This window comes from Spirillospora sp. NPDC048823 (genome assembly GCF_043198445.1).
Lineage (GTDB): Bacteria > Actinomycetota > Actinomycetes > Streptosporangiales > Streptosporangiaceae > Spirillospora.
This window is the reverse complement of sequence record NZ_JBICUT010000003.1, coordinates 675,401-698,748: the sequence shown is the minus strand read 5'-3', so window position 1 is coordinate 698,748 and position 23,348 is coordinate 675,401. Positions and strand designations below refer to the sequence as shown.

The 23,348-nt window shown below is 74.0% G+C and carries 18 protein-coding genes; 7 read left to right on the top strand and 11 right to left on the bottom strand.

Features of this window, described 5'->3' with window-relative positions; translation table 11 throughout:
• Positions 1–79: 79 nt before the first annotated feature.
• Positions 80–1,891, bottom strand: coding sequence for a hydantoinase B/oxoprolinase family protein (locus ACGFK0_RS10805; protein ID WP_392902796.1), 1,812 nt, complete (start codon positions 1,889–1,891; stop codon positions 80–82).
• Positions 1,888–3,987 carry a hydantoinase/oxoprolinase family protein gene (locus ACGFK0_RS10800; RefSeq protein WP_392902794.1) on the bottom strand — a complete coding sequence of 700 codons (2,100 nt, stop codon included), beginning with the start codon at positions 3,985–3,987 and terminating at the stop codon, positions 1,888–1,890. The genes ACGFK0_RS10805 and ACGFK0_RS10800 overlap by 4 nt, the downstream gene beginning before the upstream one ends.
• A 145-nt stretch (positions 3,988–4,132) precedes the next feature.
• Here ACGFK0_RS10800 and ACGFK0_RS10795 point away from each other — a divergent pair, with 145 nt between their 5' ends.
• Positions 4,133–4,507 (top strand): FKBP-type peptidyl-prolyl cis-trans isomerase, encoded by a 375-nt coding sequence (locus tag ACGFK0_RS10795; RefSeq protein WP_392902792.1) that lies wholly within the window; start codon positions 4,133–4,135, stop codon positions 4,505–4,507.
• A 159-nt stretch (positions 4,508–4,666) separates the two neighbouring features.
• Here the strand turns inward: ACGFK0_RS10795 and ACGFK0_RS10790 are convergent, their stop codons facing one another.
• Positions 4,667–5,338, bottom strand: coding sequence for a carbon monoxide dehydrogenase subunit G (locus ACGFK0_RS10790; protein WP_392902790.1), 672 nt, complete (start codon positions 5,336–5,338; stop codon positions 4,667–4,669).
• Positions 5,339–5,574: 236 nt separating this feature from the next.
• On the opposite strand from ACGFK0_RS10790, the gene ACGFK0_RS10785 reads away from it, so the two are divergent.
• Positions 5,575–6,420: a polysaccharide deacetylase family protein gene (locus tag ACGFK0_RS10785; protein ID WP_392902788.1), complete on the top strand. Its 846-nt coding sequence runs from the start codon at positions 5,575–5,577 to the stop codon at positions 6,418–6,420.
• 180 nt (positions 6,421–6,600) lie between these two features.
• Here ACGFK0_RS10785 and cutA read toward each other — a convergent pair whose 3' ends face one another.
• The 5 genes from cutA to ACGFK0_RS10760 form a co-directional block, all read right to left on the bottom strand.
• Positions 6,601–9,015 carry an aerobic carbon-monoxide dehydrogenase large subunit gene (cutA, locus tag ACGFK0_RS10780; RefSeq protein WP_392902787.1) on the bottom strand — a complete coding sequence of 805 codons (2,415 nt, stop codon included), beginning with the start codon at positions 9,013–9,015 and terminating at the stop codon, positions 6,601–6,603.
• The gene (locus ACGFK0_RS10775; protein ID WP_392902785.1) at positions 9,016–9,513 is read right to left on the bottom strand and encodes a (2Fe-2S)-binding protein; all 498 of its coding nucleotides are present in this window, start codon (positions 9,511–9,513) and stop codon (positions 9,016–9,018) included.
• Complete coding sequence (locus tag ACGFK0_RS10770) at positions 9,513–10,424, bottom strand: FAD binding domain-containing protein (RefSeq protein ID WP_392902783.1); 912 nt, start codon at positions 10,422–10,424, stop codon at positions 9,513–9,515. Before ACGFK0_RS10770 ends, ACGFK0_RS10775 begins: the two co-directional genes overlap by 1 nt.
• 12 nt (positions 10,425–10,436) lie before the next feature.
• Positions 10,437–11,900 carry a uracil-xanthine permease family protein gene (locus tag ACGFK0_RS10765; protein WP_392902781.1) on the bottom strand — a complete coding sequence of 488 codons (1,464 nt, stop codon included), beginning with the start codon at positions 11,898–11,900 and terminating at the stop codon, positions 10,437–10,439.
• Positions 11,901–12,108: 208 nt separating this feature from the next.
• Positions 12,109–13,890: a PucR family transcriptional regulator gene (locus tag ACGFK0_RS10760; protein WP_392902779.1), complete on the bottom strand. Its 1,782-nt coding sequence runs from the start codon at positions 13,888–13,890 to the stop codon at positions 12,109–12,111.
• 226 nt (positions 13,891–14,116) lie between these two features.
• Between ACGFK0_RS10760 and ACGFK0_RS10755 the strand changes: the two genes are divergently transcribed.
• From ACGFK0_RS10755 to ACGFK0_RS10735, 5 genes are read left to right on the top strand one after another with little or no spacing between them, the layout of a single operon-like run.
• Positions 14,117–15,079, top strand: a complete 963-nt coding sequence (locus ACGFK0_RS10755) for a DUF2877 domain-containing protein (protein ID WP_392902776.1) — start codon at positions 14,117–14,119, stop codon at positions 15,077–15,079.
• Between the two features lie 50 nt (positions 15,080–15,129).
• On the top strand, positions 15,130–16,755 hold the full coding sequence (locus tag ACGFK0_RS10750) for an FdrA family protein (RefSeq protein WP_392902774.1): 1,626 nt from the start codon (positions 15,130–15,132) through the stop codon (positions 16,753–16,755).
• Positions 16,752–18,176: a DUF1116 domain-containing protein gene (locus tag ACGFK0_RS10745; RefSeq protein ID WP_392902770.1), complete on the top strand. Its 1,425-nt coding sequence runs from the start codon at positions 16,752–16,754 to the stop codon at positions 18,174–18,176. Before ACGFK0_RS10750 ends, ACGFK0_RS10745 begins: the two co-directional genes overlap by 4 nt.
• A gap of 29 nt (positions 18,177–18,205) precedes the next feature.
• Complete coding sequence (locus ACGFK0_RS10740) at positions 18,206–19,114, top strand: aldose 1-epimerase family protein (protein WP_392902768.1); 909 nt, start codon at positions 18,206–18,208, stop codon at positions 19,112–19,114.
• A 47-nt stretch (positions 19,115–19,161) separates the two neighbouring features.
• Entirely contained in the window at positions 19,162–20,376 is a 1,215-nt protein-coding gene (locus ACGFK0_RS10735) for a DUF6986 family protein (RefSeq protein WP_392902765.1), read from the top strand.
• On the opposite strand, the gene ACGFK0_RS10730 is transcribed toward ACGFK0_RS10735, so the two are convergent.
• The 3 genes from ACGFK0_RS10730 to ACGFK0_RS10720 are packed head-to-tail and all read right to left on the bottom strand — an operon-like array spanning position 20,377 to position 23,329.
• A complete protein-coding gene (locus tag ACGFK0_RS10730; RefSeq protein ID WP_392902763.1) occupies positions 20,377–21,003 on the bottom strand; it encodes an NTP transferase domain-containing protein in 627 nt (208 codons plus the stop codon).
• Positions 21,004–21,021: 18 nt separating this feature from the next.
• Positions 21,022–22,146: an XdhC family protein gene (locus tag ACGFK0_RS10725; protein ID WP_392902760.1), complete on the bottom strand. Its 1,125-nt coding sequence runs from the start codon at positions 22,144–22,146 to the stop codon at positions 21,022–21,024.
• Positions 22,139–23,329, bottom strand: coding sequence for a VWA domain-containing protein (locus ACGFK0_RS10720; RefSeq protein ID WP_392902758.1), 1,191 nt, complete (start codon positions 23,327–23,329; stop codon positions 22,139–22,141). Before ACGFK0_RS10720 ends, ACGFK0_RS10725 begins: the two co-directional genes overlap by 8 nt.
• Positions 23,330–23,348: the final 19 nt, after the last annotated feature.

The window sequence follows — 23,348 nt, the reverse complement described above, 5'->3', positions numbered from 1 at the left end:
GGCTCTGGGCCGGAGGGCCGGGCACCGCTCAGAGACGGAGAGCGGGACGCCGCTCTGGGGTGGAGGGCGGGGTGACGTCTCAGAGGGTGTCGAGGTCGGCGGATGGGAGTCCTCCCGAGAGTTCCGGGTAGCCGGGGCCCCGGTCGAAGAACGGGGTGGGGGTGCGTTCGGCGCGTAGGCGCGTGCGCAGGGAGGCGGTCGCCTCCTCGTCCACTTGGCCGCCGTCCAGGATCACGCCGTAGTCGGTGCGGGCGCCTTCGGGTGAGACCTTGCCGTCGCGGACGTCGCCGACCACGCGGGACGGGTCGCGGTTCAGGGGGTCGCCCCAGCCACCGCCGCCCGTGGTGCGGATGCGGATGATCTGGCCGGCCTTGACGGGATGGCCGTCCACCAGGCCCTCCATCTCCTCGCCGTCGATGTCGACGCGGAAGGGGCGTCCTGCCCGGCCGCCGTTGACGCCCCAGCAGGACAGGATCGAGCGGTCGGCGATCGACATGTAGTGGGCGTCGCGGAGCATGCGCAGGTGCTTGTCGTAGCCGAGGCCGCCGCGGTACTCCCCCGGGCCGCCGGAGTCGACGGCCAGGCCGAGGCGTTCGACGACGAACGGCCAGCGGGACTCGGCGAACTCGGCGGGGATGTTGCGGGAGTCGGGCACGACGTGGATGGTGTCCTCCCCGTCGGCGTAGTAGCGGCCGCCGGAGCCTCCGCCGAGGACCTCGCGCATCAGGTACGGGCCGCGGTCGTCCTCGCCGTAGACGCCGGTGTAGCGGATCGTCTCCTGGTCGGCGGGCATCCGGCCGCCCGTGGCCTTGGCCAGGACGCCCGCGAGGACGCCGAGGAGGCGCAGGATGACGAAGGTCCGGGCGTTGGTCGGGGCCGGGAAGACGGGGGTGAGGAGCGTCCCCTTCTCCGGGAAGCGCATCTCGATGAGCGGCACCACGCCCTCGTTCACGTCCAGTTCGGCGGCGCGCTCGGGAGTGTCGGCCAGGTTCCGCAGGACGGGCGCCAGCCACTTCTTCAGGAAGACGCCGTCCGCGTAGTCTCCGGCGTGGTTGATGGGGCCCTTGGCCTGGGGCGATGTGCCCGCGAAGTCGATGGTCAGGGGGACGTCCGCCGCCTTCTCGACGGTCAGCGTGATGCGCTGGGCGTGCAGGCGGGGCGGGTCGACGCCGTCGTGCTCGGCGTAGTCCTCCCACACGAACGTCCCGTCCGGGATCTTGGAGAGAAGTTCGCGGCGGAACGTCTCGGTGGTCTTGCCGATGACGGCGTCGAAGCACGCCTCGATGTCGGCGCGGCCGTAGCGGGCGAACAGGTCGCCGAGGCGGCGGGCGCCCATGAGGCACGCCGAGCATTCGGCGTCCAGGTCGCCGGCCAGGGAGTCGGGCATCCGGGAGTTGCGGGTCATGATCGTCAACGCCGCCGCGTTCGGGACGCCCTGGTCCCACAGTTTGATCGGCGGGACCATCAGGCCCTCCTCGAACGCGCTGCGGGCGTGGCTCGGCATCGAGCCGGGGACGGCGCCGCCGATGTCGTCGTGGTGGCCGAACGCCTGGACGAACGCGACAACCTCGCCGCCGTGGAACACCGGGACCGTGACACACAGGTCGGGCAGGTGCCCGATGCCGCCCTCCGACAGGTACACGTCGTTGTGGAAGAACACGTCGCCCGGACGCATCTCCTCCAGCGGGAAGTCGCGGGCGACCGGCTGGACGAGGGCCGAGTAGGAGCGTCCGGTGAGTTTGCGGAGGCGGCGGTCGTGGATGCCCGCGCGGAAGTCGTGCGCGTCCCGGATCATCGGGGAGCGGGCCGTGCGGGCGATGGCCGTCTCGACCTCGCGTTCCACCGACGTGAGGGTGCCCTCGACGATCTCCAGGAGGATCGGGTCGATCATCGGGTCACCACCAGGTTGCCGTGGCCGTCGAGTTCCGCGGTGAAGCCGGGGTGCAGCGGCAGCGTCGAGCCGAACTCCTCGATGACGGCCGGGCCCCCGATCCTGTCGCCCGGGGCGAGTTTCTCGCGCCGGTAGACGTCCGTCTCCTCCCAGGCGTCGAAGTAGACGGGCCGGGTACCGGTGCGTGCACGCGACGGGTCGCCGTCCCCGGGCGGGCGTTCCGCCAGGCGGGGGCGGGCGATCGGGCCGATGCCGGAGACCCGCAGGTTGACCCATTCGACCGGGTGCCGCGGGTCGTCGCGGTAGCAGTAGCCGTAGAGGGCCTCGTGGGCGTCGTGGAACCGGCGGACCACCTCGGCGCGGAACGCCTCGTCCGGCGGCCCGGCGGGCGCGGGGACCCGGACCTCGAACGCCTGCCCGTAGTACCGCAGGTCGGCGGAGCGGGCGAAGCGGCGCCCGTCCTCCGGGAAGCCCTCGCGTTCGAGGGCGGCGGCGGCCTCCCCTTCGAGGTCGGCGTAGACGCCGTCCAGCAGCGCGGGATCGATTTCGGCGTCGCGGACGACCCGCGTCCGGACGTAGTCGTTCTTCACGTCCACCGTGAGGAGCCCGAACGCCGACACGTTGCCGGGGTTCTCGGGGATCACGGCGGCGGGCAGGCCGAGGACGTCGAGCAGCCGGCACGCGAGCAGCGGCCCGGAGCCGCCGAACGCGACGAGGGGGTAGTCGCGGACGTCCAGGCCCCGCTTCACGGTGATCTGCCGGATGGCGTTCGCCTGGTTCCACGCCGAGATCTCCAGGACGCCCGCGGCGGCCCGCTCGAACGGGAGACCGAGTCGCCCGGCCAGGGCTTCGACGCCGGTCCGGGCGGCGCCCACGTCCAGCGGGACCTCGCCGCCGAGGAGGTGCGGCGGGATGCGGCCGAGGACGGCGTGCGCGTCGGTCACCGTCACCTCGGTGCCGCCGCGTCCGTAGCAGAGCGGGCCCGGGTCGGCGCCCGCGCTGCGCGGGCCGACCTTCAGCGCGCCCTCGGGCGACCGCCACGCGACCGAGCCGCCGCCCGCCCCGACGGTCACGATGTCGATCATCGGGATCTTGACGGGATGCCGCCCGATCGTCCCCTCGGTCGTGAGCGTCGGCTCGCCGTCGAGGACGACCGCGACGTCGGTGGACGTGCCGCCGCCGTCCAGCGTGACCACCGAGCCATGACCGCCTGCTCCATGTCCACCCGTTCGCCGACCACCCGTTCCCCGGCCACGGTGGGCGACGACGAACGCGGCGCCGAGCGCGCCCGCCGCCGGGCCGGACAGCACGGTCGTGATCGGCTGCCGGGCCACCTCCTCCGCCGACAGCACGCCCCCGTTGCTCTTCATCACCAGCAGGCGGGCCGCGACGCGTTCGGCGATCCGCGCCAGGTATCCGTTCATCGCGGGTTTGACGGCGGCGTCCACCAGCGTCGTCACCGACCGCTCGTACTCGCGGTACTCGCGCAGCACCTCGCACGACAGCGACACCACCGCGTCCGGATGCTCGCGGCGCAGCACGTCCCGCATCGCCAGCTCGTGCGACGGGTCGGCGTAGGAGTGCAGGAAGCACACCCCGATCGCGAGGATCCCCGCGTCGCGGAACCAGCGGGCCGCCGCGACCGCCGACTCCTCGTCGAACGGGCGCAGTTCCGCGCCGGTGTGGTCGAGCCGCCCGCCGACCGTCCGCACCCGGTGCGCGGGGACGATCCGCGGCGGCTTCACCCAGAAGTAGCTGTTGCCGTACCCGTCGGGGACGCTCTGCCGCGCGATCTCCAGGATCGACTCGAACCCCTCGGTCGTGATGAACCCGAGGTCGTCGATCCGGTCCTCCAGGAGGCGGTTCGTCGCGACCGTCGTGCCGTGCGACAGCGCCGCGACGTCCTCCGGACCCGCACCGAGCAGCCCCAGCACCTTGGCGACGCCCGCCGCGAACCCCTCCGCGGGGTCGGCGGGCGTCGAGGGCGTCTTCGTGGTGACGATCCCCCCGCCGTCCCCGGTCGCGTCCATGTCCAGCGCGACGACGTCGGTGAACGTCCCGCCCGTGTCGATCCCGATCCGCAGCCGCCTCGCCATGGTCAAGGGTCTACCGGACACTCGCCACCTGGGAAACCGTCGTGATCTGCCAATGGACGCGGTGTTCTTTCGTCAGACCGCGATGCCGCTAGGCTGGGCCGTTCCAATCGACCGACGCATTCCACGAGACCGCTGGAGCCCGTTCATGGCGCTTGAACGCCCCGAGATCGACTTCCCCGAGGGCCAGCCGCCCGAGTACCTCGACATCACCGACATCACCGAGGGCGACGGCCCCGAGGCCGCCAAGGGCTCGAACGTGTCGATGCACTACGTCGGCGTGTCGTGGTCGACCGGCGAGGAATTCGACGCCTCCTGGAACCGGGGCTCCACCCTCGACTTCCAGCTCGGCACCGGCCGCGTCATCAAGGGCTGGGACATGGGCCTGGTCGGCATGAAGGTCGGCGGCCGCCGCAAGCTCGTCATCCCGCCGCACCTCGCCTACGGCGACCGCAGCCCGAGCCCCGCCATCAAGCCGGGCGAGACGCTCATCTTCGTCGTCGACCTGATGGCGGCCGGCTGACGCCTCCGACCGGCGGGCACCCTGGGTGATCGATCGCCCCGGGTGCCCGCCGTCGTTTATCAGCAAGTGCGCGCCCCGACGTGGGCCGGTTCCCGACGTGGGCCGGTTCCCGGCGTGGACGGGTTCCCGGCGTGGACGGGTTCCCGGCGTGGACGGGGCTCAGCGGGTGCGGGATCGCCTGCCGAGCAGGTAGCCGAGCGCGACTCCGGCCAGCGCGACGGCGCCGCCGGAGCCGAACGCGACGGCCATCGGCCACGCCACGGACGCCCGCTCCGGCTCGGCCGCGGCGCGTCCCGCGTAGACCGCGCCCGCCGCACCGGCCGCGGCCGGGACGCCCGGTGCCCGCGGCCCGGCGGGCTCCGGTTCCGCGGGTGTGGACACGGGTGCGGACGCGAGTGCGGCCAGGTCGCGTTCGACGGCGGCGAAGAACTCGCCGGCGGTGCGTTTGGCGACGCTGCCCAGCATCCGCTGGCCGACGCCGCCGACCATCCCGCCCACGACCGCGTCCGCGTCGTAGTCGATCCGCGTCGCGCCGTCGCCGCCGGAGAGCCGCACGCGGACCGTGGCGTCCACCGTCCCGGGCGCCCCCTGCCCGCGTGCCCGCAGGACGAACGAGCGCGGCGGGTCGGGTTCGGCGAGTTCGACCTGCCCCACGTAGGTGCCCTGGATCGAGGCGACGCCCGCCGAGACGGTCATGCGGTAGGTGTCGGGGCCCGTCTCCTCCAGGGAACGGCACCCGGGGATCGTCCTGGCCAGGACCGCCGGATTCTGGAGCGCGTCCCACACGCGGGCGAGCGGCGCGGCGACGGTGGCACTGCCGTTGAGCTGCATGACCCGACCTTAGGGAATGCCGCCGCCCGGCCGAACGGCAACATCTGCCGACTCCACGCCGAGGTTTGGGCGAAGCTACCCGCACGCCCTTTGGAAATGGTCAGATATGTCCGGCGGGTTCCGTCGGCCGCGAACTCGCGCCGCCACCGGTGCGTCAACCGAAGCGAGCCCCACCGGACGACCCCACCGGACGACCCGACCGAACGACCCCACCGAACGAACGGAGTACGCGGCAGATGCGAGGGAAGACGCCCGTCATCACCATGGTGGCCGCCGGAGTGCTCGGCGTGGCCGCGGGCGGCTGGCCCGTCGCGACCGCCCTCCCGGGCGACTCGGGACCGCCGATGCGCACGCAACTCGCCTCGGTGCTCGCCGACCAGAAGTGGGCGACGCCGAAGCCCGGCTCCTGGACGATGCCCGAACCCTCCAAGGACGGGCTCCCCCCGGTCATCAAGAACATCGAGACGCAGGACCGCGTCGTCTTCCTCACCATCGACGACGGCTACACCTACGACGCCGAGTTCGTGAACCTCGTCCGGAAGGAGAAGGTTCCGATGATGACGTTCCTGACCTCCACCTACATCAAAGGCCAGGGACAGTACTTCTGGGCCATGCGCAACGCGGGCTCGGTGATGGAGAACCACACCGTCAGTCACCCCAACATGGCGACGCTCGGTCCCGACGCGCAGAAGAAGGAGATCTGCGAGGCGTCCGACCAGATCCAGAAGCAGTACGGACGCCGCCCCGAGATCCTCCGCCCCCCGTTCGGCAGCTTCAACGAGACCACCCGCCGGATGGCCAAGGAGTGCGGCATCAAGTCGATCCTGCTGTGGTCGGCGGAGTTCTACAACGGCACGTCCGGCCCCGGCGTCGGCTTCAACGGCTTCGCGCGCGGCGACGGCGGCAAGGGGTTCAAACCCGGCGACATCGTCCTCATGCACTACCGCAAGGGCCTCGCCCAGCAGCTCCAGATGATCCTGAACTGGATCGAGCAGGCCGGCTTCCGGCCCGCCGCCGTCGAGAACTACCTGCCGAAGTCCCTCGGCGGCAACGTCCCCGACAAGCCCCAGGCGCACGGCTGAAAGCCGACTTTCCCGGAGGAATCCCGGTTACGCCGAACGCCAAGGCGGCGCTTCACTATCGTCAACACGCTGGCGGGGTTGAGGTCCCCCGCAACCCGAGCCAACCCCGCCAGCACCACCCCCGCCGGCACCAGCCCGTCAGCGCCAGCCCGCCGACACCAGCCCGCCGGCACCATCCCGTCAGCCTGCGTGGACGCCCTCCCGGACGCGTAGGGACGGGTCGCTGCCGGCGCGCCGCCGGAGCATGTAGAGCTCGTCCGGGGAGATCGGCATCGACTCCACGCGGATGCCCTCGGCGTCCTCGATCGCCGAGGCGATCACCGCCGACACCGGGATCACGCCCGCCTCCCCCGCGCCCTTGATCCCCAGGGGGTTCAGCGGCGACGGCGTCTCCAGATGGTCGGTCTCGATGCGGGGGATCTCCGTCGCGTACGGCATGAGGAAGTCCATGAACGAGGCGTTCAGCAGCTGCCCCGACTCGTCGTAGACCATCCGCTCGTACAGCGCGCCGCCGATGCCCTGCGCGACGCCGCCGTGGATCTGCCCCTCGACGACCATCGGGTTGATGAGCCGCCCGCAGTCGTGGACCACCGCGTACCGCAGGACGGCGATCTCCGCCGTGTCCGGGTCGACCTCCACGATCGCGGCGTGCGCCCCGGCCGCGAACGTGGACCGGACGGGCGAGTAGTAGTCGCGTCCCTCCAGCCCCGGCTCGTCCCCGGCCGCGACGGGCGGCTCGGTGACGGGGCGGCCGACCGCGAACTGCGTCGCCGCCGCGGCCTCCTCGTCGAACGCGTACCGCAGCGGGTTCGACAGCACCGCGACCGTCCGCAGCGGCACCGCCGACGACGGGTCGCCCCGCACGTGCACGACGCCGTCGTTGATGTCGAGGTCGCGGGGGTCGGCTTCGAGGGCCTCGCCGGCGATGCGCAGCGCCTTGTCGCGGACCTTGCGGGCGGCGAGCGCGATCGCGTTGCCGCTCATGACCGCGGCGCGGGACGCGAACGTCCCGACCGCGTACCCGAACCGGCGGGTGTCGCCCGTCGTCACGTGCACGTCCTCGATGGGGACGCCGAGTTCGGCGGCGGCGATCTGCGCGAACACGGTCTCGTGGCCCTGCCCCTGCGAGGTCAGGCCCGTGGAGACGTGCACCCGCCCGGAGGTGTCGATCTCGACGTGCCCGCCCTCGTACGGACCGACGCCCGTCCCCTCGACGTAGACGCCGAGGCCGATGCCGAGGCGGCGGCCCCGGGACGAGGCGGCGGCGCGTTCGGCCTCGAAACCGTCCCAGCCGATCAGGTCCCGCGCCTTGCGGAGCAGCTCCGGGTAGTCGCCCGAGTCGTAGATGAGGGGGCGGCCGTCCTGGAACGTGAGGCCCTGGTCGTAAGGGAACTCGTCGGGCTGGATGAAGTTCGCGGCGCGCACGTCGGCGCGGTCGCGGCCGAGGTGGCGGGCGACGCGGTCCATCGTCCGCTCCATGCAGAACACGCCCTGGGGACGGCCCGCGCCCCGGTACGGGGTGACGATCAGCGTGTTGGTGTAGAGGCTGACGACCTCCGCCCGGTACGCGCCGATCTTGTACGGGCCGAGGAGCTGGGTGGACGTGACGATCGGGATGATGATCCCGTACGGGGTGTAGGCGCCGTGGTCGTGCCGGATCCGGACGTCCAGGCCGAGGATGCGGCCGTCGTCGTCGAACCCGACCCGCACGTCCTGGAGCTGGCCGCGCTCGTGGGCGGCGGACACGAAGTGCTCGCGGCGGTCCTCGGCCCACTTGATCTCGCGGTCCAGCAGCCGCGCCGCCCACGGGACGAGGATCTCCTCCGGCCACGGGTGGACGATCTTGACGCCGAAGCCGCCGCCGACGTCCGGCGCGATCACCTCGACCTTGCCGTTCGGCAGCCCGAGCCGCGCGGCGATCGCGGCGCGCACGCTGGTGGACGCCTGCGTGGACGAGTAGACGCGCAGCGACCCGTCGTCGGCGTCCCACCGCGCGTACACGCCGCGTCCTTCGAGGGGCATCGACGCGCTGCGCTCGATCGCGAGGCTGAACTCCAGCACGTGCGGGGCGGCGGCGATCGCGGCGGCGGCGTCCCCGTTCTCCTGGGTCAGGACGGCGCCGACGTTGCCCGGCACATCGTCGTGGACGAGGTTCCCGGCCCGGGACGCGGCCTCGATGCCGACGACGGCGGGCAGCGTCTCGTACTCCACGCGGATGCGTTCGGCGGCGTCCTCGGCCAGGTAGCGGTCGCGGGCGACGACCATCGCGACGGGCTCCCCGACATGCCGGACGACGTCGCGGGCGAGCGGGTGGCCGGTGCGGCCGTGGGTGAGCGACGGGTGCGGGATCAGCAGCGGCAGCGGCTCCCCCACCCGGCCCGGCAGGTCCTCCCAGGTGTAGACGGCGACGAGGCCGTCCACGTCGAGGGCGCCGGACACGTCGATGTCGGCGATCCGGGCGTGCGCGTGCGGGGACCGGACGAACGCCGCCGCGAGCGCGTCGTGCCCGAGGTCGTCCAGGTAGCGGCCCCTGCCGGTGAGGAGCCTGCCGTCCTCGCGGCGCTCGACCGGCTCACCGAAGACCCGCGTCCCCATCTAGTCCTCCCCTTCTTCGGCTTGCGCGAGCAGGTCGGCGGCGCGGTGCACCGACTTGACGATGTTCTGGTAGCCGGTGCAGCGGCACAGGTTCCCGGAGATCCCTTCAAGGACCTGGTCCTCGGTCGGACGCGGCGTCTCGCGCAGCAGCGCCGTGACCGTGCAGAGGAACCCGGGCGTGCAGAAGCCGCATTGCAGGCCGTGGCACTCGCGGAAGGCCCGCTGGACGGGTGACGGCGTCCCGTCCTCGCCGGCGAGGCCCTCGACGGTCGTGATGTCGTGCCCGGAGGCGGTGACGGCGAACATCAGGCACGACCGCACGGGCTCGCCGTCCAGCAGGACGGTGCAGCACCCGCAGACGCCGTGCTCGCAGCCGACGTGGGTGCCGGTGAGCCGGAGGTCGTGCCGGAGCAGGTCCGACAGCAGCCGCCGGGCGGGGACGCGGGCCGTGCGGAGCGTCCCGTTGACGGTCATCGCGACGTCGAGGCTCTCCTCCATCAGTCTCCCGCCTTCCGCGGCGCGTCGGCCGCCGCCGCGTTCATCCCGGCGCCCGCCGCCGAGTCCATGGCGGCGGCCGCCGCGATCGTCAGGGCGCGCTCGGTGAGCACGCCGGTCAGGTGCCGCCGGTACTCGGCGCCCGCGTGGATGTCGGTGTCGGGGTCGACGCGTTCCCGGACGTGCGCGGCGGCCGCCGCCCAGTCGCCGTGCGGGCCCGCCGGGCCGGTCAGGTCGAGGACGAGCGGGACGTCGCAGATGCCGAGGTACCCGGCGCGGGCGGCCGACACCCGCAGGTCCTCGTCGAGGGTGACGACGGCGGCGACGCCGGCGAGCGCGTAGTCGCCGTGCCGCCGCGCCGTCTCGGCGAACGCGGTGCCGGTGCGCGGCGGCGCCGCCGGGAAGAACGCGGAGACGGCCAGCTCACCGGGTTCGAGCGCCGACTCCAGCGGCCCGGCGAAGAACTCGGCGGCCGGGATCGTCCGGCGTCCACGCGCGGACGCCGCCTCGACCGTCCCGCCGAGGACCGCCAGCACGGCCGGCATCTCCCCGGCGGGATCGGCGTGCGCGAGGCTCCCGACGACCGTGCCCCGGTTGCGGATGACGGGATGCGCGACGTGCCGGAGCGCCTGCGCGAGCAGCGGCTGGACCGCCGCGGCCTCCGCGGAGCGCTCCACCCGCGCGTGCCGGGCGAGCGCGCCGACCCGCACGCCCCCGTCTCCCGCGTGGACGGTGTCGAGTTCGCCCACGCGGTTGATGTCGACGAGGTCGGACGGGGCGGCGAGCCGCATGTTGAGCAGCGGGATGAGGCTCTGGCCGCCGGCGAGCACCTTGCCCGACGGTGCGGCGGCGAGCGCGTCCAGCGCCTCGTCCAGGGTGGCCGGGGCGTGGTAGCCGAACGGCGGTGGCTTCACTGCGCGGTCCCCTCAGCCCGTCTCGGTGCCGGGCGCTTCCTTCTTCGGGTGGCGGACCGGGCCGCCGATCTCCTTCTCCGACGGCGCGATGATGCCGCCGCCCGACCCGTCCGGGCGGCGCACCGCGTTCAGGACGTGGTAGCCGAGCAGGACCGCGATGGTACCGAGCGCGATGCCCTGCAGCGGGAAGTCGTCGGTGATCTGGAGTGTCACGTTCCCGATCGCCAGGATGATCGCGGCCGCCACCGGGACGAGGTTGACGGGGTCGGCGAAGTCCACCCGGTTCTCGACCCAGATCTTCGCACCGAGCAGGCCGATCATCCCGTACAGCACGACGGTGATGCCGCCGAGCACGCCGCCCGGTGTCGCGGCGACCAGCGCCCCGAACTTGGGGCACAGCCCGAACAGGATCGCCACGAGCGCGGCGACGTAGTACGCGGCCGTCGAGTAGATGCGCGTCGCCGCCATCACGCCGATGTTCTCGGCGTAGGTGGTGGTGGGCGAGCCGCCGACCGAGGAGGCCAGGACGGTGCCGATGCCATCGGCGGCGATGGCGCGGCCGAGGACGGGGTCGAGGTCGTCACCGGTCATCGCTGACACGGCCTTGACGTGCCCGGTGTTCTCCGCGATGAGCGCGATGACCGCCGGCAGCGCCAGCAGGATCGCCGACGTCTTGAAGTCGGGGCCGTGCAGGCTCGGGAACCCGAACCAGCTCGCCGACTCCACGCCGGCGAACTCGACCCGGTCGTGCGCGAACGCGGTCGCCACGCAGTAGGGCCCCTCCGCCGCGCACGCCTGGCCCGACGCGTCCAGCAGGTTCTGACCCGGCAGCACCGACGTGATGGAACCGACGGCCTTGTCGAGGACCCACGACAGCACGTAGCCGAACACCAGCGCCAGAAGGATCGTGATGCGCGCCCAGAACCCCCGCAGCAGCACCGCGCACAGCACGGCGAACGCCAGCGTCGCCAGCGCCACCCACTGGTCCTGAGGCCAGTAGACGGTGGCGACCACGGGGGCCAGGTTGAATCCGATCAGCATGACCACGGCGCCGGTCACCACCGGCGGGAAGATCCGGTGAATGACGTCGCCGCCCACGAAGTGGATCAGTACGCCCACTCCCGCGAGCACGGCGCCCGCGACGAGGATCGCGCCGGTCACGGTGGCGCTGTCGCCGCCCGCCGCGCGGATCGCCGCGACCGCGCCGACGAACGACGCGCTCGTGCCGAGGTAGCTCGGCACCTGGCCGCCGACGATCAGCAGGAACAGGATCGTGGCGACCCCGGACATCATGATGGCCAGGTTGGGGTCCAGGCCCATCACCACGGGGAACACGAACGTCGCCCCGAACATCGCCACCACATGCTGCGCGCCGATGCCCGCGGTGCGCGGCCACGACAGCCGCTCGTCGGGTCTGACGACCTCACCGGGCGGCGGTGTGCGTCCGTCGCCGTGCAGCTTCCAGCCGATCACCATCGGGGGCCCCTCCCTGTTCAACCGGCCGCGTTCAGCCGACCGCGTTCATGCGGGCAAGGTAGATCTACCCTGATGGACGGGCATCGGCGACATCTGCCAAAGCCCGGGTCCTCGATTGGGAGGACAGGCCCGTGTGGTGGCACGTGCGGCGGCCCGTGAGGCCGCCCCGGCGCGCCGGGCGGACGCGGCCGAGGCGGTGCCACTACCCTCAGATACCGCGCATGCGCAGTACGTGAAGGGCGAGGGTGAGGTTGAGCCGCAGATGCGCGTCCTCGGTGAACGCTCCGAGCATCCGTTCCAGTTTCCCGATGCGGTAGCGCAGCGTGTTGTAGTGGAAGTGGAGCCGGCGCGCGGTCTCGGCGACGTTGAGGTTGGTCTCCAGCAGCACCTGGAGGGTGCGGCGCAGGTCCACCAGCTCCGGCTCGTCGTCGGCGGCCAGGTCGCCCAGCGTCTCCCGGACGAACGCGTGCAGCTCGTCCGGGTCGGAGACCAGGCTCAGCAGCCGGTACACACCGAGCTGGTCGAAGTGCGCCCGCGCGCCCGTGCCGTTGAGCTGGCGGCCGACCCTGACGGCCTTGACCGCCTGCTCGTACGCCTCGGGCAGCGCCGCGGGGGACGACACCGTCCGGCTGATGCCGGTGGAGAACGTCCGCCGCACCGGCTGGTGCTCGGCGAAGATCGACGACGCCTCCTTGACCATCGCGTGGAGCGGTCCGGCCGTCAGCTCGGCCGGATCGCCGCCGTCGGCGCCGACGATCGCGACGACCTCGTGTGCGAAGCTCGCGACGGCCGCGCCCCGGTCGTGCCGCCGGACGGCCGTGGTCCAGGCGGCGGCGAGGCGCTCCTGCGCGGACCGTTCCTCGATGCCGCGCCCGCCGCGGTTCCCGCCGTCGGACTCGGATCCTTTCCCGCGGCCCGTCGCGTCGTTCTCGGGGGCCGTGGCCGGAACCGGCCCGCCGGTGCCGCGCGGGCGGCCGTCGAGTTCGGCGACGACGACCATCACCGGGCGGTCCAGGTCCCAGCCGAACCCGTCGCAGTGGGCGATGACCCGGCCGTCGTCGCCCGCGCGTCCCGCGAGGATGTCGCGCAGGAAGTCGGCGCGGTACTTGCTCTCGACGGCGGCGACGGCCTGCTGCTTGGTCACCACGAGCGCGGCGACGGTCGCGGCCCGTTCCAGGATGCCGAGGTCGGTGCCGCGCAGCGTGCCGTCCGGGCTGAACGCGACGATGCGGCCGTGGTCGAAGCCGCCCGCCATCACGGGCACGACCAGGTGGTCGCCGGTGCCGTGCGCGCCGATGATGCCGCAGCCGCCGCGCCCGCACGCCGCGTGCCGGCCCGCGTCGAACGCGCGCATCGCCTGGACGTGCTCGTCCGGCCCGGCGCCGGCGAGCACGCGCTGCTCGCCGTCCAGGACGACGACCGCCGCCTCCAGCAGCGCCGCGACCTCGTCCACGACCTCCTGGAGGCCGCCGCCGCACAGCACGATCTGCACGAGTGCCCGGTGCACCTCCTCGGTGCGCGCGAGCACGGCCGCCTGCCGGTTCAGGATGTCGGTCAGGACCTGGTTGAGGATGTCGTCGAAGCCGACGTCGTTGGGGAGCAGGATCAGGGGGAAGCCGCGCCGGTCCGCCTGCGCGATCATCTCGGCGGGGAGCGAGTCGAGGTAGCGGCCGAGCTTGATGGCCAGGGCCGCGAGGCCGCGCTCGTCCAGGTCGGCGACCAGGTTGCCGAGCGACTGGGGGGTGTTGCGGAGGGGGTAGCCGGTGGTCAGGAGCAGCTCGTTCGGTTTGACCCACGACAGGATGTCGGGGACCTCCATCACGTTGAGCCGCTGGACGATGCGCTCGAGTCCGGCCCGTCCGGCGATGAGGCGGGCGCCGTTGAGGGTGCTGACGCCGAGGACCTCGCCGACCGACAGGCCATAGGTCAGTGTTCCGGTGCTCGCGAGCCTGAGGGCCGGTGGGCCCGGGTCCGCGCTGGTGTAACTCATGCCAGGGGTCACCTCGCCTTTTGGTGCGTACATCGCCCGTTACGGCGTGATCGCTACCTGTTCCTGATCAACACTGACAACAAAGACGAACGATGACAACCATCCTTGGCAGCTTTCTCCATACGTCCGCCGCGGGGGCCGTTCTACGGTCTCCGCAGAGGCCGGTCCGCCCACCCGCCGGACGCCGTGTGCCGGACGACAACCGATACCGGCCTCGGGAGGATCAGTGACTGCCCTCGTCCGCGACCCGATCCCGCTCCCGGCACGGCCCGGCGGGCGGCCGCCCGCCGCCGGCGCGGCGAGCCTCGCGCTGCGGCCGCTGCTGGACCCGCCGCGCCGCGCCGCGCGGGTCATCGCCGTCTTCCCCTCGGCGCTGTACCTGGAGATGCGGGGCGGCCCAGAACCGCGCGTGCTCGCCGTCGTCGCCTCCGACGCGCACCGGCTGCCGAACGCCGTGGTGGTCGTCGCGACGCGCCGCGAGCACCCGTTCCGCTCCGTCCGCGAGGGCGGCGACGCCTTCGTCGGCGACGGCCGGGTCGAGGCGGACGGGCTGCGGGTCCGGATCCGCCGCTGGTGGGACCCGTCTCCGGCACTCGGCGGGATGCAGCCCGCCGCGCTCGCGACCGGCATCCGGTCGCTGGAGGCCGCGTTCACCGACGCCGGGATGGCGGGCGGCGGCCTGTCCGGCCACCCCGATCCGGACGTGCTCGCCGAGTGCTGCGCCGGCGGCGACCTCGCGGGCGCCGTCGAGGCGGCCGAGCGGATCGTGGGCCTCGGCCCTGGCCTGACGCCGAGCGGCGACGACATCCTGTGCGGCCTGCTGGTGTCCCTGCGCCTCGTCGGGGACGCGGTCCGGCACGGCAGGACCGCGGTGCGGCTGGCCGACTGGCTCGGCGCCGCCGTCACCGCCGACGCGGGCACCCGCACGACCGCGCTGGCCGCGACGCTGCTGCACTGCGCGGCGGCGGGCGGCGCGGGCGCCGAGGTCGCCGCGGTGCTGCGCTGCGTCGCCGGACATGAGCCGCCGACCGCGGCCGTCCGCCGTCTCCTCGCGGTCGGCCACACCTCCGGCACCGACCTGGCGCACGGGGTCCTCGCCGGCTGCCGCGCCACCCTCGCCCTCACGGCGCACACCGCGAACGCGGCGCACACCGCGAACGCGCGCCGCAGCCCGAGGGTTTCTGCATGAGCGAAGCGAACCGGGGGGTGTGGGGGGTCGCCCCCTCACAGGAGACGGGCATGAGCGAAGCGAACCGGGGGGTGTGGGGGGTCGCCCCCTCACAGGAGACGGGCATGAGCGACTGGGTCGAGGTGCGGCGGGGGAGATACCACGATTCGGTCACGCTCATGCGGGTGAGCCGGTCGTTGTCGGAGCGTCCCGGGGTGGCCGGGGCGATGGTGGCGATGGGCACCGAGCTCAACCGGGAGATGTTCGTCCGGATGGGCTTCGATGTGCCGGCGGACGCGGGGCCGGACGACCTGATCGTGGCGATCCGGGTGGACGGCGCCCAGGAGACCGGACCGGGCGAAGGCGCGCAGGGCGAAGGCGGGCAGGGCGGGGACGGGCGGGGCATCGACGAGGCGCGCGTGGCGCTGGACGGGCTGCTGCGCGAGGCGTCCCGGCCGCCCGCCGGGTCCGGGGTGCTGGGCGCGCCGGTGCCGGCGCGGACGACCGGGTCGGCGGCGGCCCGCGCGGACGCGACCGTCGCGCTGCTGTCGGTGCCGGGCCCGCACGTGTTCCCGGAGGCGATGGACGCCCTCGACGCCGGGCTCAACGTGATGATCTTCAGCGACAACGTGCCGCTCGCGCAGGAGGTCGCGCTGAAGGAGGCGGCGGCGCGGCGCGGCCTCATCGTGATGGGGCCCGACTGCGGGACGGCGATGATCGGCGGCGCGGGCCTCGGGTTCGCGAACGCGGTGCGACCGGGGCCGGTGGGGATCGTCGCGGCGTCCGGGACGGGCGCCCAGCAGGTGATGTGCCTGCTGGACGAGGCGGGCGTCGGCGTCACCCACGTTCTGGGCGTCGGCGGCCGGGACCTGTCGCCGGAGGTGAGCGGGCGGTCGGCGCTGGCGGCGCTGGCGGCGCTGGACGCCGACCCGCGCACCGAGCTGATCGTCCTGGTGTCCAAGCCGCCCGCGCCGCAGGTCGCGGACCTGATCCGGGAGGCGGCCCGGCGGCTGGACACCCCGGTCGTGTTCGCGTTGCCGATGGCCGCTGAGGACGATCTCACGCAGGCGGCGGAGAAGACGGTGAAGGCGCTCGGCCGGACCGTTCCGGAGTGGCCGCGCTGGGCGGCGGCCCGGCGTCCGGTGCCGGTCGCCGGGCGGGCGCTGCGGGGGCTGTTCGCGGGCGGGACGCTGCGGGACGAGGCGGAGATGATCGCGCGGGGCGCGCTGGGCTGGGATCTGGTGGCGCGGGGCACCGACGCACACGGTCACCGGTTCACCGACTTCGGCGACGACGCCTACACGCGGGGCCGCGCCCACCCCATGATCGACCCGACGCTGCGGCTGGAGGCGCTGGCCGCCGAGGCGTCCGGCGGCGAGTGCGGCGTCCTGCTGCTGGACGTCGTGCTCGGGCACGGCGCCGAGCCCGACCCGGCGGCGTCGCTGGCCCCGGCCATCGCCGCCGCGGTGAAGGACCGTCCCGGCCTGGCCGTCGTCGTGTCGCTGTGCGGGACGCCCGCGGACCCGCAGGACCGCGACCGGCAGGCCGCGGCGCTGAGCGGCGCCGGCGCGGACGTGTTCGCCTCCAACGCCGAGGCGACGCGGCACGCCCTGTCGATGCTGGAAGGGCCCGTGGAAGAGAGGCCCGTGGAAGAAGAGCCCGAGGAAGAAGAGCCCGAGGAAGAGGGGCCCGGATGAGCGACCAGCGGCACCTGCTCGGCGGGCTGCTCACGCGCGACCCCGTGGTCGTCGCCGCCGGGGTGGAGATACTCACCGGCGCGCTCGCCGAACAGGCCGTCCCGGTGGAGACGGTCGACTGGCGGCCGCCGCCCGCCGGGACCGAGCAGGCGCTCGCGGCGGTCCTCGGCGACCCGGGCCACGCCGGCGCCAACGCCCGCGCCGTGGAGCGCATGGTGACGGCCCGTCCCCACCTCGTGGACGTGCGCCCGGCCCGCGAGGTGCTCGGCCTGGACGCGGGAACGTTCCTGCACGCCGGCCCGCCGCTGGAATGGGAACGCGCGTCCGGCCCGATGCGCGGCGCGCTCATCGGCGCGATGCTCCTGGAGGGGCTGGCGGAGACGCCGCTCGGCGCGGAACGTGAGCTGGAGCGCGGGGCGGCGACGCTCGAACCGTGCCATCACCACGCCACCGTGGGGCCGATGGCCGGTGTCGTCAGTTCGTCCATGTGGATGTGGGTGGTGGAGGACGCCGAGCACGGCGGCAGGTCGTACTGCTCGCTCAACGAGGGGCTCGGGAAGGTCCTGCGGTACGGGGCGTACGGGCCGGAGGTCATCGAGCGGCTGACGTGGATGGGCGAGGCGCTCGGGCCCGCTCTCCAGGCGGCCGTCCGCCGGCACGGCCCGCTCGACCTGATGTCGCTCATCGCGCAGGCGCTGCAGATGGGCGACGAGCTGCACAACCGGAACCGGGCGGCGACGTCGCTGCTGCTGCGCGAGCTGGCGCCCGACCTGGCCGCCGCCGAGGACGTGCCGCGAGGCGTGGCCGCCGAGGCGCTGCGGTTCGCGGCCGGCAACGAGCACTTCTTCCTGAACCCGGGGATGGCGGCGGCGAAGGCGTGCGCGGACGCGGCCCGCGGCGTCCCCGGCTCCAGCCTGGTCGTGGCGATGGCCCGCAACGGCACCGACTTCGGCATCCAGGTGTCGGGGACGGGCGACCGCTGGTTCACCGGCCCCGCCGGGGTACCGGACGGCCTCTACCTGGGCGGCTACGGCCCGGACGACGCCAACCCCGACATCGGCGACTCGGCGATCACCGAGACGGCCGGGATGGGCGGGTTCGCGCTCGCCGCCGCGCCCGCGATCGTCCGGTTCGTCGGCGGCGAGGTACCGGACGCGGTGGCCGCCACCCAGCGGATGTACGAGATCACGCTCGCCGAGCATCCGTCGCTGCAGATCCCGCTGCTGTCGTTCCGGGGCACCCCCGCCGGCGTCGACGTCACCCGCGTCGTCCGCACCGGGATCCTGCCCGTCATCGACACCGGCATCGCGGGGCGGGAGGCGGGCACCGGCCAGGTCGGCGCCGGCCTGGTCGAACCGCCGGCGGATATCTTCACCGACGCCCTGCACGCCCTGGCGGAGAGCGCTCACGGGCCCGCGTAGGGGGCACGGCAGCGGGTAACGTCCCGGACATGAGCGAGTCGATCACCGGGGAGCAGTACGCCCTCAGCGCCGGGCCGTACCAGGCCGTCATCACCGAGTCGGGCGCGAGCCTGCGCGAGCTCACGCACGAGGGGCGGCCGCTGGTGCTGTCGCACGGCGCCGACGAGCCGGCCCCGGCGGCGTTCGGGCATCTGCTGATCCCGTGGCCGAACCGCGTCGACCACGGCCGCTACGACTACGGCGGCGTCTCGCACCAGCTCGACATCTCCGAACCCGCCCGCGACTGCGCCATCCACGGCCTCGCCCGCTGGGCGCCGTGGCGGGCCGCCGAGCACGAGCCGCACCGGGTGCGGCTGACGCACCGCCTCCTCGCGACGGCCGGGTACCCCTTCCGCCTCGACCTGGAGGCCGAGTACTCCCTGGACGCGGCGGACGGCCTGCGCGTCCGCGTCACCGCCCGCAACCCCGGCACGGTGACCGCCCCGTACGGGCACGGCTCCCACCCCTACCTGACGGTCGGCGAGCCCATCGACGGCTGCGAGGTCACGCTCCGCGCGGACCGCTACGTCCCGGTGGACGAGCGGATGATCCCGTCGGGGCCGTCCCTCGACGTCACGGGCACCAAGTACGACCTGCGCGCCGGCCCGGTCCTCAGCGACCGGCGGATCGACACCGCGTTCGCCGGCCTGAACCGCGACGGCGACGGCCGCGTCTGGGTGACCCTGGCCGGCGGCGGCCGGACGGTGCGGCTCTGGGCGGACGAGGCGCACCCCTGGATGATGATCTACACCGCCGACAACGCCCCGGACCCCCGCGAGGGCCTGGGCGTCGAGCCCATGACCTGCCCGCCCAACGCGTTCGCGACCGGCGAGGGCCTCATCGACCTGAAGCCCGGCACCGGGCACACCGGCACCTACGGCATCGCCGCGGGCTCCTGACGCCCGGCGGGTTCCCTAGCCGGTGCGGGTTGGGGGATCATGGCGGGGTGAACTTCAGCGTCTCCTCGTTCGACGACCTGTCCGCGCGCATCGCCGCCGTCCGCGACGAGCACGGCGAGCGCCATCCCGGCGGCGCCGACGGCCGGCAGCCGGTGCACACGGTGTACGTTCCGGCCGACCGGTTCTCCCGCTCGACGCCGGCCGACTTCGGCGCCGAGGCACTGCGGCTGCTGAACACGCACACGCCGGGCGCCGGGTCGTTCGGCGCGGCGTTCGGGCTCGACCCGGAGATCGCCGGGCTGGTCCGCGAGCGGGTCGCGGCGAAGCTGTCCGCCGAGCCGGTCGAGGACGTGCGGATCGACTTCGAGGACGGCTACGGCGTGCGGCCCGACGCGGAGGAGGACGCGCACGTCGAACAGGTCGTCGAGGCCGTCGCCGCCGCGTACCAGGTCAAGGGCCTCCCCCACTACTGGGGGGTGCGGATCAAGTCGTTCGCCGACGGCGGGCACGAACGCGCGATGCGGACGCTCGACGGGTTCCTCACCGCCCTGCGCGACCGCCTCGGGCGGCTGCCCGGCGGGTTCACCATCACGTTCCCGAAGGTGGTCGCGGCCGAGCACGTCGCGCTGTTCGTGGAGTACCTGGACCGGCTGGAGACCGCGCTCGGCCTGCCGTCCGGCATCCTGCGGTTCGAGATCCAGGTCGAGACGCCCGAGGCGATCCTGGACGGCGACGGCCGGACCGCGCTGCGCGGCATCGCGGCCGCCGCCGGCGGCCGTCTCACCGCCGCCCACTTCGGCGTGTTCGACTACACCGCCGCGCTGGGGCTGCCGCCGCACGAGCAGCGCCTCGACCATCCCGCCTGCGACTTCGCCCGGCACGTCATGCAGGTCACGTTCGCGGGCACCGGCGTGCGGCTGTCGGACGGCTCCACCAACGTCATCCCCCGCAACGACGGGCCGGACGAGGTCAACGCGGCCTGGGCGACGCACGCCGGGCATGTCCTGCATTCGCTGCGGCACGGCTTCTACCAGGGCTGGGACCTGCATCCCGCGCACCTGCCGAGCCGCTACGCCGCCGTGTACGCCTTCCACCTGAGCGGCGTCGACGACGTCATCGGGCGGGTCCGGGCATGGCACGAGCAGGCGGCGGGCGACCCGGGCGTCCTGGACGAGCCCGCCACCATCAAGGCGCTCACGTCCCGCCTCCGCCGCGCCGTGGACTGCGGCGCCCTCGACGAGAGCGTCCTCCCGGTCTCGTGATCACGGGCGGGGCGGGCGGCGGGTGAAGGCGCCCCGTTCGTAGCTGAGCAGGTCGCCGGGGGTGTCTATGTCGTCGGGTGCCGCCACGTCGTCGCAGGGGACGTGCGTGGTGACGCCGGGGTGTGCGCGCAGGTAGCCGCGTGCGCCCATGTCGCCGACCGCGGCCTCGGCGGCGGCGGCGAAGTGCCCGGCGCGCAGGAGGACGGGGTTGCGCGGCGCTCCCCCGTAGGTCGCAACGGCGATCTCGGCGCCCTCCTCGTAGGCCGCGATCAGGCGTGTCACCGCCGCGGAGGTGACGAGGGGCTGGTCGACGAGCGCGACCACGACGGCGGGGCAGGCCGGCGGCAGCGCGGCGAGCCCGGCGCGCAGCGACGAGCCCATGCCGTCGCGCCAGGCCGCGTTGGGGACGACGACGGCGCCGATGACCTCGACCGGTTCGGCGCCGGCCACCACGAGGACCGGGGAGCAGCCCGCGTCCCGCAGCATCCGCACGCCCCGGTCGACCAGCCGTTCACCGTCCAGTTCGAGCGTCGCCTTGGGGCGTCCGAGGCGCCTGCCCTCCCCCGCCGCGAGCAGCAGGCCCGCGGGGGGCTCCGCACCGTGTCCCCCGAAAGACCGCACCGTCATCCTGTGAGGGTAGTCCGGTCACGGCGCGTCGGCGTGGATCCTGCCGGAGGTGTCGGTCAGCGGACGCCCGGACCCGCCCCAGCGGAGCTGGACGAGTTCGGCCGCGATCGAGACCGCCGTCTCCTCCGGGGTGCGGGCGCCGAGGTCGAGGCCGATCGGCGAGCGCAGCCGCCCCAGCTCCGCCTCGGTCATCCCGGCCTCGCGGAGCCGGGCGAGACGGTCGTCGTGGGTGCGGCGCGACCCCATCGCGCCGACGTAGCCGGCGCCGGTGCGCAGCGCGACCTCCAGCAGCGGGACGTCGAACTTGGGGTCGTGGGTCAGGACGCAGATCGCCGTCCGCTCGTCGATGGCGGCGCCCGTCTCCTGCAGGAACTTGTGCGGCCACTTCACCACGACCTCGTCCGCCTCCGGGAACCGCTTGGGCGTGGCGAAGACGGGCCGCGCGTCGCACACCGTCACGTGGTAGCCGAGGAACTTGCCGACCCGGGCCACGGCGGCGGCGAAGTCGATCGCGCCGAACACCAGCAGCCGGGGCGGCGGGGCGTACGAATGCACGAAGACGGTCAGGTCGTCCAGGCGCCGCTCCCCCTCGGGCCCGTAGTGGCGCTGCCCGGTGAGGCCCTGGGCGAGCATGCCGCGCGCGTCGTCGTCGACCGCGGCGTCGAGGCGGGCGGCGTGCGGGGCGTCCGGCGCGAGCGACCCGGACGCGCGGTCGGTCCAGACGACGCGGCGGGCGCCGATCCGTCCCGGGCCGGCGACGACGGTGGCGACGGCGACGGGGTCGTGCCGCTCGATCGACGCGGCGACGTCGGCGAACTCCGGAAACGTGCCGGGTCCGACCGGCTCCACCAGCACGTCCAGGATCCCGCCGCAGGTCAGGCCGACGGCGAACGCGTCGTCGTCGCTGACCCCGTACCGCTGCACGACCGGCTCACCGGTCTCCAGCACCGACTGCGCCAGCTCGTAGACGGCCCCTTCGACGCAGCCGCCGGACACGCTGCCCGCCACCTCCCCGCCGGGCGACACCGCCATCGCCGCGCCCGGCGGACGCGGCGCGCTGCGGAAGGTGTTCACGACGGTCGCGAGCCCGAACGTCTCCCCGGACGCGTACCAGCCGGCGATGTCGCCGAGGACGTCACGCATGTGCGTTCCCCTTCCCGGAGTTGCCGGAGTTGCCTGTGCTGCCGGAGTTACCTGTGCCGCTGGAGTTCCTCGGGCCCCGGCGCCCGGCGCCGGCCACGAGGCGGGCCAGCTCCTCCAGCGCCGCGAGGCTGTGCCCGGACGTGAAGTCGTCGACGTGCGGGAGCGCCGCGGCCATCCCCGCGGTCAGCGGCTCGTACCCGGGACGCGCCTTGTGCGGGTTCGCCCACACGACCCGGTGCGCGAGCCGGTGCAGCCGCGCCATCTGCTCGCCGAGCAGCGCCGCGTCGCCGCGCTCCCAGCCGTCGGACGCGATCACCACGATCGCGCCGCGGGCCAGGCCGCGCTGCCCGAACCGATCGAGGAACTCCTTCAGCTCCTCGCCGAGCCGGGTGCCGCCGCTCCAGTCCGGGATGGCCGCGGACGCCGCCGCCATCGCCGCGTCCGGGTCGCGGTGCCGCAGCTCCCGGGTGAGGCGGGTCAGCCGCGTCCCGGCGCTGAACACCTCCACGTCCCGGCCGCCGGAGCGGGCGGCGGCGTGCGCGAACCGCAGCAGCGCGTCGGCGTAGGGGCTCATCGATCCGCTGACGTCCACGATCAGCACGACGCGGCGCGGGCGGGTGCGGTGCGTGCGGCGCCGCAGCAGGGACGTCTCGCCGCCGCGCCGCAGCGTCTCCCGGACCGTCCGGGCCGGGTCGAGGCGGCCCGTCGGCGACGGCGCGAACCGCCGTGATCTGCGCTGCTCGGCGCCCGCGTCCAGCACCGCGATCAGCCGGGCGACCTCGGCGCGCTCGGCGGCGCTGAGCCGCGCCATGTCGCGGTCGCGCAGCACCTCGGCCGCGCTGGCGGTGACGGCCTTCAGGTCCCCGGTCTGCTCCTCGCCCGCCTCCGCGCCCGGGTCGGGCATCGTCATCCGGCGGACGACCACGGGCGGCGGCGGGCGGCGCCCCGGGCGGACGGTCGCGCCGGAGAAGTACGCGGCGAAGCACCGGTCGTAGCGGGCGAGGTCGTCGGGGTCGGCGCACAGCGTCAGGCGTCCCGCCCAGTACACGTCGGACGGATCGAGGACCTCAAGGTGGTCGAGGGCCGCCAGCATCGCCTGCACCCGCTCGGGGTCGGCGGCGCCGCCCGCCGCGCGCACCGTCCTGGCGAAGCCGACCATCGTCTCGGTGACGTCCCGCTCCACGCCCGGCTCACCCCCCGTT

Bases quoted from the DNA above. Each gene is read 5' to 3' on its own strand.
- ACGFK0_RS10805 (WP_392902796.1), bottom strand. From the start codon at position 1,891: ATGATCGACCCGATCCTCCTGGAGATCGTCGAGGGCACCCTCACGTCG.
- ACGFK0_RS10800 (WP_392902794.1), bottom strand. From the start codon at position 3,987: ATGGCGAGGCGGCTGCGGATCGGGATCGACACGGGCGGGACGTTCACC.
- ACGFK0_RS10795 (WP_392902792.1), top strand. From the start codon at position 4,133: ATGGCGCTTGAACGCCCCGAGATCGACTTCCCCGAGGGCCAGCCGCCC.
- ACGFK0_RS10790 (WP_392902790.1), bottom strand. From the start codon at position 5,338: ATGCAGCTCAACGGCAGTGCCACCGTCGCCGCGCCGCTCGCCCGCGTG.
- ACGFK0_RS10785 (WP_392902788.1), top strand. From the start codon at position 5,575: ATGCGAGGGAAGACGCCCGTCATCACCATGGTGGCCGCCGGAGTGCTC.
- cutA (WP_392902787.1), bottom strand. From the start codon at position 9,015: ATGGGGACGCGGGTCTTCGGTGAGCCGGTCGAGCGCCGCGAGGACGGC.
- ACGFK0_RS10775 (WP_392902785.1), bottom strand. From the start codon at position 9,513: ATGGAGGAGAGCCTCGACGTCGCGATGACCGTCAACGGGACGCTCCGC.
- ACGFK0_RS10765 (WP_392902781.1), bottom strand. From the start codon at position 11,900: ATGGTGATCGGCTGGAAGCTGCACGGCGACGGACGCACACCGCCGCCC.
- ACGFK0_RS10760 (WP_392902779.1), bottom strand. From the start codon at position 13,890: ATGAGTTACACCAGCGCGGACCCGGGCCCACCGGCCCTCAGGCTCGCG.
- ACGFK0_RS10750 (WP_392902774.1), top strand. From the start codon at position 15,130: ATGAGCGAAGCGAACCGGGGGGTGTGGGGGGTCGCCCCCTCACAGGAG.
- ACGFK0_RS10745 (WP_392902770.1), top strand. From the start codon at position 16,752: ATGAGCGACCAGCGGCACCTGCTCGGCGGGCTGCTCACGCGCGACCCC.
- ACGFK0_RS10740 (WP_392902768.1), top strand. From the start codon at position 18,206: ATGAGCGAGTCGATCACCGGGGAGCAGTACGCCCTCAGCGCCGGGCCG.
- ACGFK0_RS10730 (WP_392902763.1), bottom strand. From the start codon at position 21,003: ATGACGGTGCGGTCTTTCGGGGGACACGGTGCGGAGCCCCCCGCGGGC.
- ACGFK0_RS10725 (WP_392902760.1), bottom strand. From the start codon at position 22,146: ATGCGTGACGTCCTCGGCGACATCGCCGGCTGGTACGCGTCCGGGGAG.